This window comes from Photobacterium jeanii, from assembly GCF_001650345.1.
Taxonomy (GTDB): Bacteria; Pseudomonadota; Gammaproteobacteria; order Enterobacterales; family Vibrionaceae; genus Photobacterium; species Photobacterium jeanii.
This window is the reverse complement of the sequence record NZ_LVHF01000033.1, coordinates 627,107-639,467: the sequence shown is the minus strand read 5'-3', so window position 1 is coordinate 639,467 and position 12,361 is coordinate 627,107. Positions and strand designations below refer to the sequence as shown.

The 12,361-nt window shown below is 43.4% G+C and carries 10 protein-coding genes; 5 read left to right on the top strand and 5 right to left on the bottom strand.

Going from position 1 to position 12,361, the window contains the following annotated elements:
- Nucleotides 1–19: 19 nt before the first annotated feature.
- The gene (locus A3K86_RS20280; protein WP_068335811.1) at nucleotides 20–955 is read right to left on the bottom strand and encodes a DUF808 domain-containing protein; all 936 of its coding nucleotides are present in this window, start codon (nucleotides 953–955) and stop codon (nucleotides 20–22) included.
- A 177-nt stretch (nucleotides 956–1,132) separates the two neighbouring features.
- Between A3K86_RS20280 and A3K86_RS20275 the strand changes: the two genes are divergently transcribed.
- The 4 genes from A3K86_RS20275 (at nucleotide 1,133) to A3K86_RS20260 (ending at nucleotide 5,931) form a co-directional block, all read left to right on the top strand.
- Nucleotides 1,133–2,287, top strand: coding sequence for a helix-turn-helix transcriptional regulator (locus A3K86_RS20275; RefSeq protein WP_068335808.1), 1,155 nt, complete (start codon nucleotides 1,133–1,135; stop codon nucleotides 2,285–2,287).
- A 227-nt stretch (nucleotides 2,288–2,514) separates the two neighbouring features.
- Nucleotides 2,515–2,760, top strand: a complete 246-nt coding sequence (locus A3K86_RS20270; RefSeq protein WP_068335805.1) for a DUF2164 domain-containing protein — start codon at nucleotides 2,515–2,517, stop codon at nucleotides 2,758–2,760.
- 372 nt (nucleotides 2,761–3,132) lie between these two features.
- A complete protein-coding gene (locus A3K86_RS20265) occupies nucleotides 3,133–4,713 on the top strand; it encodes a BCCT family transporter (protein WP_068335802.1) in 1,581 nt (526 codons plus the stop codon).
- Between the two features lie 189 nt (nucleotides 4,714–4,902).
- On the top strand, nucleotides 4,903–5,931 hold the full coding sequence (locus A3K86_RS20260; RefSeq protein WP_068335798.1) for a hypothetical protein: 1,029 nt from the start codon (nucleotides 4,903–4,905) through the stop codon (nucleotides 5,929–5,931).
- A 148-nt stretch (nucleotides 5,932–6,079) separates the two neighbouring features.
- On the opposite strand, the gene A3K86_RS20255 is transcribed toward A3K86_RS20260, so the two are convergent.
- Entirely contained in the window at nucleotides 6,080–7,372 is a 1,293-nt protein-coding gene (locus A3K86_RS20255; RefSeq protein WP_068335795.1) for an MDR family MFS transporter, read from the bottom strand.
- A gap of 545 nt (nucleotides 7,373–7,917) precedes the next feature.
- On the opposite strand from A3K86_RS20255, the gene A3K86_RS20250 reads away from it, so the two are divergent.
- On the top strand, nucleotides 7,918–9,255 hold the full coding sequence (locus A3K86_RS20250) for a sodium/glutamate symporter (protein WP_068335792.1): 1,338 nt from the start codon (nucleotides 7,918–7,920) through the stop codon (nucleotides 9,253–9,255).
- Nucleotides 9,256–9,341: 86 nt separating this feature from the next.
- On the opposite strand, the gene A3K86_RS20245 is transcribed toward A3K86_RS20250, so the two are convergent.
- From A3K86_RS20245 to A3K86_RS20235, 3 genes are all read right to left on the bottom strand, one after another.
- Nucleotides 9,342–11,297 (bottom strand): tetratricopeptide repeat-containing diguanylate cyclase, encoded by a 1,956-nt coding sequence (locus A3K86_RS20245; protein WP_068335788.1) that lies wholly within the window; start codon nucleotides 11,295–11,297, stop codon nucleotides 9,342–9,344.
- A gap of 327 nt (nucleotides 11,298–11,624) precedes the next feature.
- Nucleotides 11,625–11,873 (bottom strand): hypothetical protein, encoded by a 249-nt coding sequence (locus A3K86_RS20240; RefSeq protein ID WP_068335785.1) that lies wholly within the window; start codon nucleotides 11,871–11,873, stop codon nucleotides 11,625–11,627.
- Between the two features lie 202 nt (nucleotides 11,874–12,075).
- Nucleotides 12,076–12,282 (bottom strand): DUF3283 family protein, encoded by a 207-nt coding sequence (locus A3K86_RS20235; protein WP_068335782.1) that lies wholly within the window; start codon nucleotides 12,280–12,282, stop codon nucleotides 12,076–12,078.
- Nucleotides 12,283–12,361: the final 79 nt, after the last annotated feature.

Genomic DNA, 12,361 nt, shown 5'->3' with positions numbered 1-12,361 from the left:
TACAGCGGCTTTTTCGTATCTATTGCTTCACTTTTTTATAAGCTTCAACCGCTAATAAAACTAACAAACCAGCGACGATACCAATCACACCATTTATTACGGCTGGTAACAAAAAGCCCACCATAGGAATCGTTGCAACACTGGAGTTTATCGCGTCCACAAAATGATGAATAGCAGGAATACTGTGCACCACTATCCCACCACCAACTAAGAACATCGCAATCGTGCCGATTACTGCTAACGCTTTCATTAAATAAGGCGCCGCTTGCACCAACCCATGACCAAATTTGTGCTTCCACTGCCCTTGCTCGCTATGCGCGACAAAATAAAAGCCCGCATCATCAAGTTTTACAATGCCGGCAACTAAGCCATAAACACCAATGGTCATCACCAAGGCGATTAAACTCACCACCACAAGCTGCGTTACAAATGCTTGTGTTTGTACTGTGCCTAGCGCAATCACAATGATCTCTGCCGATAAGATAAAGTCAGTACGAATAGCACCCGCAATTTTCTTTTGCTCTAACGCTTGTAGTTCTTCAGGGCTCATTGCTTCATCATTTAATGGAGAGGGTGAATCCTCATCTTCATTTACTGAAGTGTTCTCCGCTCCCCCGTGATGAACATATTTCTCTAAAATTTTTTCTGCCCCTTCAAAGCACAGAAACAAGCCACCCACCAACAACATTGGCGTAATTAACCACGGTGCTACTGCACTGATCAATAACGCTGCAGGCACTAAGATGCACTTATTCCGCAATGAGCCTTTTGCGACGGCAAGCACTACGGGGATCTCCCGTTCGGCTCTTACCCCTGACACTTGCTGAGCGTTAAGCGCTAAATCATCCCCTAGTACCCCTGCTGTTTTTCGTGCTGCCACTTTTGTCATTACAGCAACGTCATCGAGCACAGTGGCAATATCATCTAGCAAGGCAAGTAAACTCACTCCAGCCACACGCTAACTCCTCTTTATACTCATTCTGGATAGAGCATGAACCTACTTCGCTGGTTTTACAAACTGTGATAGCAGCCCTATTTTACTTGTTTCATTTTTGGGGCTTCCCAAATTAGCTGATAACTTTATTAATGATAAAAGGAATTTACACTTTGCTTGATAAGACAAACGGCATGTATGAAAAACTTAAACATGGATGAAATGATCAAGTCCCTCTACAGTGCCTTGATCGACCCAAATGGCTTCCAGCCCTTTCTTTCTAAACTCACCACCATTTTTAACCTTCGTTCTGGCGTTATTCTTCTCGCTAACCTCCGAACACATCAGCTTAAAGTGGTTTGGATTGAAGGTTTTCAAGATAATGACATCCCTTTCTTCCTCGAAAAGTTCAGTCATTGCGATCCCCTCATTAACGAGCTTAAAGAAAACCCAGCCGGAACCTTATTACACGCAAATGAAGAAACAACATTGCAGGTGATCACTGATCACCCTGAATACCACCAAGAGTGGTTAGTCAAAAAAGACATTCATTTCGGATTAGGGACAGTGCTCGCAACGGATGGTGATTGGATCAGCCAACTCACCTTTCAGCGACGAGAAGATCAAGGTGACTTTACGAATCAAGAAAAAGCAGCCATTGAAAAGCTGATCCCACACATACAACATGCAATGCAGCTTTATCACAGCAAGGTTCAGCAAGATAAACAGCGTTTGTTATCTAATAGTCTATTCGACCAAATCCAACTACCCGTTATTTTGTTAGATGAGCAAGCAAGAGTTTGCCATACCAATCAAGGCGCAGAGCAACTACTCGGCACCCGATTTCCGTTGCAAATCGTTAATCGCAAACTGAAATGGTTAACCGCGAAAAAAAGCAGCCTGATCGAGCAAAGTATCGAACAAGTATTAAATACAGGAAAAGCACAAACCCTTGCGATGAATGAACCTTCACAACCTATTGTCTCGCTTACCGTCACACCACTCGTCAACCAGTTCAATAAACCTCAGAATCACCTACTTGAGCCACAACAAGGCGTCGCTATTTTTATTTATCATGAACAGCAGCGCCCTATGCTGGATACCGAGATCTTAAAATCTCTCTTTCGCCTTTCTAATAGTGAAAGCAAAGTATGCTGCGAATTAGTTTACGGACGATCTCCTGCCGAAATAGCGGAACGTCAATACCTATCACAAGAGACAGTACGCACTTATATCAAGCGCATAATGAAGAAAACCAATACCAACCGACAAAATGAACTGGTAGCCAAACTAGTCGCTAGCCCGGCTTTTTATCCAAGTGCGCCAACTGAAAGGTTTAACACAGCGCCTTAGCGACAAAAACGATAACTGTAACCATATGGGAACAGATATAAGCAATCACACACCTAATATTAAAGAGCTTGCTAACATCCTTCCTGACGTAATTAGCAAGCAGTTCTCAATATCAACATTCGCCACGCTGATCAGCGTGGTTTTTTTTGCCTTTTCTGCCACAATCAAGCTGTTTCAATTCACCTTTAGTACCTTGCCACCCAAACACTAGCGAACAAATTACCAGTATGAGCAAAATTACACTGTCGAATGACCAAAAGAATATTTTAGTTTCTAAGCTTCAAAACTACTTTGAACAAGAGTTAGATCAGGACTTAGGTCAATTTGATGCCGAGTTCCTACTCGACTTCATCGCCAAAGAGTTTGGCAGCCATTTCTATAACCAAGGTTTGTATGACGCTCAAGCGATTTTGGATCGCCGTGTCGATGAGATCAAAGAGAGTATTTACGAATTAGAGCAAATCGTAGACTAAACAAAATAACACTACCATCGTACTCACTTTACTTCGTTCTACCCTTAACTTAATGTCGGAAAATATCGGCATTTCCATCGTGTTGTAACGGTGTTGTCCTAACACCGTCAACTCACAACAAAGCATAATTTTTCACCATTGGCTGCTCTTACCTCTAAATTTCTTTCCTTAGTTTTTCTAACTAATTTCGACAAGTCGCAACACACCCAATCAACACTAACTCAATAATTTAATTGATAAAAACACAATTTCATATGTGACGCACTTCAAATTTTTTGACCGAAAAATATTTTGAACACGAAACATTTTCTGCTGGTTTAATTGCTTTGATGCTGCTAGAGTGCGTTCCCTCACACCAAATGTGAGATATTTATGTCTACTTATAGCGCTAAAACTAGCGACAAACTTGTTCCAACTCTAACGATTGGCTTCATTCTTTTCTTCCTGCTTGCAGCTCTGATCGATCTGTCAACTTTCACCGCTTCCATTCAGTCTATGTTTACTTCAGCATCGGCGAGTTTTGGTTACTGGTGGCAGTGCCTGATGATCATGAACTTTGCTCTAGCGATGATTATCGCAACAAGCCGCTACGGCAAAATCAAAATGGGCGGGAAGTCCAAACCTACAGTTCCAACATTCCGTTGGATCGCAATGATCATGTGTACCCTTTTGGCGGGGGGCGGCGTATTTTGGTCTGCTGCTGAGCCTATTTTCCACTTTATTACTCCATCACCAAGCTTCACTGGCGTTGAAGGCGGTACTGCTGCTGCGGTTACACCTGCGCTTGCACAAAGCTTCCTACACTGGGGCTTCCTTGCTTGGGCGGTACTAGGTACGCTTTCTACAATCGTACTTATGTATGCCCACTACCAATGTGGCGTTAAGCTACGTCCTCGTGCTCTGCTTTACCCTATCCTTGGCGATAAGCTTGAAAACCATTGGTTCGGCTCTGTGATTGACGCATGTTCAATCATTGCAGTAGCCGCTGGTACGATTGGTCCTATCGGTTTCCTTGCGACCCAGCTTGGCTACAGCCTAACTGTGCTAACTGGCATGGAAAACTCACTCTTTAGCCAAGTGGCTATCCTTGTGGGTGTTGTAGGCATTTACTCTATTTCTGCTTTCACAGGCATGGATAAAGGTCTGCAATGGCTAAGCCGAATGAATGTGATTGGTGCAGTCGTTCTGCTTCTAGCCATTCTTATCTTAGGCCCTACTGGCTTTATCTTTGAGCAGTTCGGCATTGCATTTGGTAGCTACCTACATAACCTACCAGCGATGAGTCTAAGCGCCGATAACCCTAGCTGGAACTCTTGGTGGACATGGTTCTTCTGGGGCTGGTTCATTGGCTTCGCACCTATGATGGCGATCTTTATCGCTCGTATCTCAAAAGGTCGTAGCATCCGTGAATTGGTACTAACCGTTGCTGTTGCTGCGCCAATTGCAACTAACTTCTGGTTCTCTGTACTAGGTGGCACAGGTATTTACCTTGAGCTTCAAACACCGGGTAGTATCTCTGCACCACTACAAGATGCAGGTCTACCTGCGGTATTGCTAGCGTCACTTTCTCAGCTTCCACTGAGCTGGTTGCTGATCCCTGCGTTCTTGGTGCTAACCACAACTTTCGTGGCAACCACTGGTGACTCAATGGCTTATTCCATCGCGATGGCTGTCTCTGGCGACAATGAGCCGTCTAAATCTCAGCGTTTGTTCTGGGCAGTAATGATGGGTGTCGTAGCTGGTGTACTTCTGATTGCCGGTGACGGTGGCTTGAATGCACTGCAGTCTTTCATTGTTATTACTGCGGTTCCTGTTTCTTTCTTAGTTGCAGCAACCTTCATTAGTGGCCCGATTGCAGTGGCAAAAATGAAGCGTCATGCGGTGAGCCAAGCTGAAAACAGTGACAATGGTTACTGTGAAGCATCTGGCGAAGTCGCTAAGAGTACTAGCTAAGTATCCGCTAGATACATAAGCAATCAATACAAAAGCAGCCATAACGGCTGCTTTTTTCGTTTTAAGCACTTGTTTTCTCATTGCAGCACACAAAACCCGATACTCAACCTCAATTACTCCACCTTTTACCATTGATAAAAAACATCGTTTTTATTAACATGGCGCCAAAATAATGACGAGACCAAAATCATGAAAGTAAAGTTTCTAGCTGCTTCAATAATCTTATCAACATTACTCGCAGGCTGTGGCGGCGGTAGCTCAAGTGGCAGCTCTGGTACAGATAACGGCTCTGGCACCAAGCCACCGGTTAAGCCTCAAGTCAAACAAGGTGCATTCCACCTAGCAACAGGCATCGCCGATAACAAAGCAGCTCCCATTCTTGATGGCTACACCCCTTTTCGCTTTAGCCTTGTTAATGAGCGTTCCGATATCTCTCCAACGAGCCCAGTTCGTATTACTATCGAAAATGACTCCAGTGCTATTTTCCGCCACTACGATCTTCGTTTTGAGCAACTAGGTACTAAGACAAATGGTCACCAATTTGCCCTACAGAGTTATGGTGACAACACCCAACAAGTCGATATTTCACTGTCGTACACACCTAAAGCTACCCAGCGAACTGAAACTGTTAAGTATCAGCATACGCGTAATGGCAAAGCCCATTACTTCTTTGCACCGACAGCAACAGATCCTGATGAAAGCAAGTTTGGTATCCAAGACAGTATCTTCCGTCTTTTTGTAGATAAAGCGGATTGGGATAAAGCAGGGAAAGTCGCTGTTATTAATCGTCTAACACACTCTAATGTTCATAGTGATGAACTTGCAGCCTGTATTGGTGTTACTACCAACAAGAGTGCGCCCGCTTTCAACACTGAATTAGTGAAAGTATCCAACAACACTGAATTAAGTCACTTTGTTAAAGGTGCGCTGCCAAGCAAAACCACCAGCAAACAGCTATTGATTGGTCTAGAAGCGGAAGAGAGTGTCTTCCCAACCACAAGCCAATTTGGCAAAGCTGATGCCGCGACAAGAAAAGCTTTCCTTGATATTTGTCAGCTTCAAGATACCGTAATCAAACGAGTTGTCACACTCGATCTTATGCCTTACCACAACCAAGATACGGCAATGGTATTGTTTAACGACAATGGAAAACTAGCCGTTAGTAGCAGCAAGCTACCTCTGCTAACTTGGCGTGCTGAACAGCAAGCAAGTCAATAACGCAGCTCCTTATTTATCCATCCTAAAAAAATAGCCCCGTCACACTGTAGGTGTAACGGGGCGATTTCATGAGTTAAGTAACAGCTTGAAAAGCTTCACGGAAAACCGCATAGAAAAGCAAACAGAAACTATCTAACAGCCACTCAAACTATGATTGCTTAGCGACCTGAGGCGCATCATCTAACAAGTCACGATCTTGATGTCGACTCACTGCACGATAAAGCACCATCATCACCACACAAGAACCAAGGCATAAGATAAACAGCTCACTTGCACCGTACATTTGAATAATGGCACCACCAAGTAACGGTGCTAGCGCAAAACCTAACGAATAGATCGCAGCTGCACCAAAATAGCTGCCTCTTAAGTGAGCGGGAGCTAGACGGTCAATTTGTACATTCAATGTTGGAAAAGCAACGACCTCCCCCAAACTTAAAACGAAACACGCCAGCAACCAACCAATCGGCCAATCCATTGGCACCATCAAGAAACCAACCTGAGACAATGCCATCAACGCCATCCCTATTTGGCTGCGCGTAAACAACGGTAGATCTTGGAGTAACCTGAGCAACGGAAACTGAAAAATGATGATAGTACAAGTATTTACCATCACTAAGCTGCTGACAAAGAAAGCGGCGTTTTCGATCCCACTGAGTACGATGATTTGTGGGATAGACGATTCGTACTGACCATAAACAAACATCATGATGATATTGGCAACAATGAGCTTGATGAAGAGTTTATCTTTCATCACTACGCGTAGTGTTCTACCAAAGTGAGTGACCTGCTCAGCACCTTGTTGTTTTTTCTCTGGGTAACGGCGAAAGCAAGACCAGTACAACAGACTAAACAACACATACACTCCACCCGTTACCACAAACAATGGCTGTGGGTTACTCAAAGCTAAAGTGATACCAATCAAAGGGCCAATTGCGCCCCCAACATTGATCGCAAAGTAACGAATATTCATCGCAAGTTCGCGATCTTTAATGTTGGCAAGGTTATCGCTAATCACCGCTTTAGAAGGTGCTTCTATCATAGGGCGCATCAAGCCACAGCTAATAATGAGCGCAAAGAACTGCCAAATCTCAGAAGCGAAACCGATGCCACCATAGCTAAATGCAGCCACCCAGCTACCAGCGATGATCATCCACTTGCGACCAAATTTATCTGATAAATAACCAGAATAAAGCCCAGTAAACACGCCGACCACTGCTGATGCAGCAAGCATCGCGCCAATGGTAATAGGATCAGCATTATAGTCTTGATGAAGAATGACGATTAAAAACGGCCACGCCATAAAAAAACTGGTTCTCGCCATTAATGTACCGAACAGAACAGTCCAAACCATTGGCGTAAAAGAAGATAAACGCGACCATTTGAGTAAAGCATCGTTATCAGTATGTGTTTGATCATCCGGCGGGGGGCTGGATTCTGCCATAGGTTATCCTCCATGATTGATTGCTAATAATTATGCAAGAAGTTGAACCTTTAAGCCTACCTTGCACTGCCTAGAGATAGACACTTATTTTTAACTGCTTCAACAACAAAGCAGCTACAAACCACCAATAATTAAAAGCAAAATAGTGATTCTCCCCGCAATTCAATTTCCTATCATTCCCTTTGCATCGATAAATATCATTTATGGTAACAATGAGCAAAATTTGATTTTGTAGCACTTTTTTATTAACATCCGCGCACTGAGTGAGTTGAGTAGTTACTCAACTATATGCACTGAATACAAAAAATCCGTGTGTGACACATCGATGAGGACCGGAATCTCATCATACTCAGCATCCCAAGAACGGTATGAACATACCAAACCTTCAGCAAAGTCTGCTTGATTTTGCACTCAGGTTAGCTGACCGGCAGGAATCGTCCGTAATCAGCAACCAAACCAATAATAAGTGTTTATACACAACGACTTAAGTTGTGTATTTAGCCGCGATGTTGCGGCGACATATTCTTTAGACGATAGGAGTTTTTATGCCTAACGGATTAATGCTGTCCGATCTTGCTATTGCAGGCGGACTTTTGATTCTTGGCAAGGTACTGCGAGTACACCTGACACTGTTTCAGCGCATGTACCTACCATCAGCCGTGATTGCAGGCATCTTAGGCCTTGCATTTGGCCCAGCTGGGGTTGATATTCTCCCTTGGACAGATACTTTCACCAGCAATGCTGGTCTTCTAACTGCAGCGCTATTCTCTGCACTTGGTCTAGCAACTGATGTTCCATCCCCTTCTGTGGTAGCGAAGCGCGCCGGTAGTATGTGGGCGTTCAACCAGATTGCATCAGTATCTCAGTGGCTATTTGCTGCGATGTTTGGTCTTTTCTTAGCAACCTTCATTTTCACTGACCTAAGTCCTGCATTTGGTATTCCGATGTCAGCTGGCTTTATGGGTGGTCACGGTACCTCTGCGGTTGTTGGTGAGATCTTTACTGATCTGGGTTGGGAAGATGCCTTTACCCTAAGCCTTACATTCGCAACGGCGGGTATCTTTATCTCGATTGCCGTTGGTATGTTGATCCTGCAAATTGCAGTGAAGATGGGCTTAATCAAAACATTCAGCACCTTCGCCAACATGAACAAACACGAGCGTAAAGGTCTGATTGAAGAAGACGAGCAACGTTGGGCAATGAAATCGACAATGTCTTCACTGTCGGTTGACTCATTCGCTATTCACGCAGCTTTGGTTGTTGTTGTTACTGCCTTTTCTTACGTATCTGCTGACTACCTATCGTCTTTCCACGATAAAGTGCAGATCCCAACATTTGTAACAGGCTTCCTTGGCGGTATGTTCGTGCGCATGATCGCGCAACGTTCAGGTGCGTCTCAATACCTATGTGACGGTGCGTTTAATCATGCATCAGGTATTAGCACTGACTACCTGATCGTATTTGGTATCTCAGCGATTAAGATCACCGTCCTCATCCAGTACATTGTACCTATGGTTGTACTGGCTACTGGTGGTATCTTGTTTACCCTATTCCTGATCTTCTGGGTTGCCCCACGCATCATGGGTGATAACTGGTTCGAGAAAGGTATTTTCTCTTGGGGTTGGTTAACAGGTACAGTGGCGATGGGTATTGCTCTACTACGCATCGTAGACCCTGAAATGAAGAGTAAGGTGCTAGATGACTACGCAATTGCTTACGTACCAGGTTCTATTACTGATATCTTCATCATTTCTTTAATGCCAATCGCCATGTTCTCAGGTTACCACTGGGAAGCGCTAGGCGTGGGTCTTGCTTATATTGCTTTCGTTCTGTTTATATGGCGCTTTGTATTCCGCCGTTCAGGTCAGTTAGCGACGCAATAATCAGAGCACCACTAAGCATTGATAATCAATAAACAAAAAGGCGAAGTATTTCCACTTCGCCTTTCTTATATCCGCTCGCTCAAGCGCTAATCATCGTTTTCTGAGCTCACTACTACACAATCACGACCTTGGTCTTTCGCGCAGTATAATGCGCTATCCGCCTTCACTAACCAATGCTGCCAATCGCTTTGAAGCGTTTGACTCGAAGGTACTTCCACCCCGCCGATAGACACAGTTGCTGACAGTGCTTCGCCTGCCATTTCGATATTTTCAAAGCGTACCGCGTGGCGAATACGATCCAGAAGCTCAAGGCAGTCCGTGCTCTCTGTGACAGCAAAAATAGCAATGAACTCTTCACCGCCCCAACGCACCACCTTATCGTGTTCACGGCAACTTTGTTGCAGTCGACTGGCGACCTCTTGCAACACGCGATCACCAATATCATGACCATAAGTATCATTAATCGCTTTAAAGTGATCGATATCTAAAATAGCCAATACATAAGAACCAGATTGAGGCTTTTCTTTCAGCAATTTACCTTCTAACCAACGCTCTATATAACGACGGTTATACATGCCGGTAAGCGGATCTTGGAACGACTGCTCAGTAAGGGCTTCATTGTTTTTCGATAAGTGATTGTTACGACGGTAAAGTAAACTCAAAATCGACGCAGCCAGCAAAACACTTAATGCCAAAATGATTTCACGGGAACGCTGCGATTGAATTTGTGATGATTTAAGCTCACTCTCTGCCTTCAACAACGCAATTTGCTGCTCTTTCTGCTGCGTATTGTACTGTGTTTGTAACAGTCTGATTTCTTTTCGTTTTTGACGAAGGAAATTACTCTCTTTCTCGTCAATATAGCGCTGAAAATACTCCAAAGATGTTTTGTAGTTACCGCCTTTTTTATAGATATCAGACAGTATTTTGTACAGCCTGATCACCTGAGAATGACTACCGTACTCTTTGTAAACATTTAAGGCGATCAACGCTGCCGTTACCGATTTCTTGAGAGAGTTCAGCTCTAAATAAGCCATAGATTTAGATTCGTAGCAGAATGCACGACCGAGTTTGTCTTGAATATTATCTGCAATTTCCAAACACTCTTTCGACATTTTTAACGACGCTTGTAGCTTATTTTCATCAAGTAAAATCGAGGTGTAATTGGTTAACGTCACAAGCTGGATGTAACTTGATCCCGTTTGATTAGCATGGAAAATCGCTTTACGGATATTCGACGCTTCTGATTCTTGTCGCTTATAGTAGTGATCAACCAAGCCTGCGTGGATATAAAGTAGCGCTGCTGTGTAATCACTTTTCACGTGATAGCGCTCTAAAGCCTCAAACGCTTTTTTATTATATGCCTGAGCCAGCTCCCACTGATCCATGTCTAAGTACATATTGCCAATATTTGAAAGCACCAACACAACCTGTGCATAGTCTTGCTGCGCTTCAAAAATAGTGAGTGCTTCGAGGTAGTTAGCCAGTACTAATTCATACCTAGATTGATAGTACAAAATATTCGCTTGCCACTTAAGAGCGCGAGCTCTCAGGTTCTTGAAACCAGTTTGATCGGCAATAACCAAAACTTCATCTAGGTAAGCAAGCCCTTCCCCGTAATGAGCCGTTTCTTTCGCCACAATAGCCCGATGTAGCAATGCTTCAGCTTTGATCCATGGCACACCGAGCTTTCTAGCAAGTACTTCAAGTTCAGATACCGTATCTAACGGTTCCTCTTTGGTTATAGTGTACGCGTCAAGCCGTGACATAGTCAGCACGTAGTAGACACGCTCCCAATCAGTCATCGGTTTGCCCGACTTACCAGCAACAAACTGTTTTACCAGACTATAAGCGTATTTGGGATCACGTAAAGATTGGATATAAGCCGCGACGATACGGCTATCTTGTTCTGTAATGGCTGGGGTATAAACGAAATCACTTGGTTTGGCCTGAGCAGGAATAACACACCCGACAGCAATGATTAGTGATATGAAACTAATTCGGATTGCATTAACAAGTGATGACGACCAATATTGATACATTCGCTAGCGATCTTACTGACTAAATCGTCATCATCTGCCCGTTAGCATACTGAGTCAACCTGCATGAGCACAATAAAACGCTTGCTTGGCTCAAGCGCACAAAATACACGCAGAAAAACATCCTTTCTAGACATCAACTTGATTTTGATTCTAAAAATACGCTTTAAATACTGACACTTAAGTCATTAATGACACAATTGCGTTATTAACAAACGTCAAGTTTTCGCAACACACGCGACATATTAACACCACGCATACTTATAAAGTATTTATAATCATAAACTTAACACGTTAACAAAACTTAAATTTGGCATAAAAGAGGAATAATCAAAGGGATTTTGCTAGGTGTTTATCCCATATTTCGAACAACACATCGCGCGTTGGGATCGGTAACATGGCAATGCGTCGAGCACTCCAACAACTAAACAAATATTCAGCCATCTCTAAGGCAATAGGAAAATCATCACTGTTGTAATGTGCCAACGCTTTTTCTACATCATTAAGCGATAAGCCATCTTTATCCCAGCAAGCTTGGCGAGCTTCTGATTTATTAAACCATTCAATTGAGAGTGTCATGGTGATCCTTGTTCATGTCATCAATGGCAATACACTTATTCTACGATAAGTTTTTTGCTTAAAGATGAAAAAATACAGGTTTCATGACGTAGAGCAGATAAACGGAGAGTTAGTCTAATGCGCGCTAAAATTTGTCATAATTTCTAACACTTTAAGCTGCGCACCAGTTCACTTTAATACGGATTAATTCTTGATTGGATGGTTATTGAACCCCCATTTTAATCTTATATTTAGTAATCGCATGATTAAAAAACTCACGCTCATCATCATCGTCAATGCTTTCAGCTTGAGCGGTAATAGCTTCATAACCTGCTTTGGCATTCTTTAGCTGCCAAACAATATATGCGGCTTGCTTATCTAGCTCGATACGGTTCTTTTCAGCAGGCGATAGCAGGGTCAGGTTATGCATGGTTTCCTCTTTGATTCTGTTTCACACACCATATGGTGAGAGCGATAGGAAGTTTATCATTAACCCCAAGAGTGGCATA

Coding starts and splice junctions, on each gene's coding strand:
- A3K86_RS20275 (WP_068335808.1), top strand. CDS start 1,133: ATGAAAAACTTAAACATGGATGAAATGATCAAGTCCCTCTACAGTGCC.
- A3K86_RS20270 (WP_068335805.1), top strand. CDS start 2,515: ATGAGCAAAATTACACTGTCGAATGACCAAAAGAATATTTTAGTTTCT.
- A3K86_RS20265 (WP_068335802.1), top strand. CDS start 3,133: ATGTCTACTTATAGCGCTAAAACTAGCGACAAACTTGTTCCAACTCTA.
- A3K86_RS20260 (WP_068335798.1), top strand. CDS start 4,903: ATGAAAGTAAAGTTTCTAGCTGCTTCAATAATCTTATCAACATTACTC.
- A3K86_RS20255 (WP_068335795.1), bottom strand. CDS start 7,372: ATGGCAGAATCCAGCCCCCCGCCGGATGATCAAACACATACTGATAAC.
- A3K86_RS20250 (WP_068335792.1), top strand. CDS start 7,918: ATGCCTAACGGATTAATGCTGTCCGATCTTGCTATTGCAGGCGGACTT.
- A3K86_RS20245 (WP_068335788.1), bottom strand. CDS start 11,297: ATGTATCAATATTGGTCGTCATCACTTGTTAATGCAATCCGAATTAGT.
- A3K86_RS20240 (WP_068335785.1), bottom strand. CDS start 11,873: ATGACACTCTCAATTGAATGGTTTAATAAATCAGAAGCTCGCCAAGCT.
- A3K86_RS20235 (WP_068335782.1), bottom strand. CDS start 12,282: ATGCATAACCTGACCCTGCTATCGCCTGCTGAAAAGAACCGTATCGAG.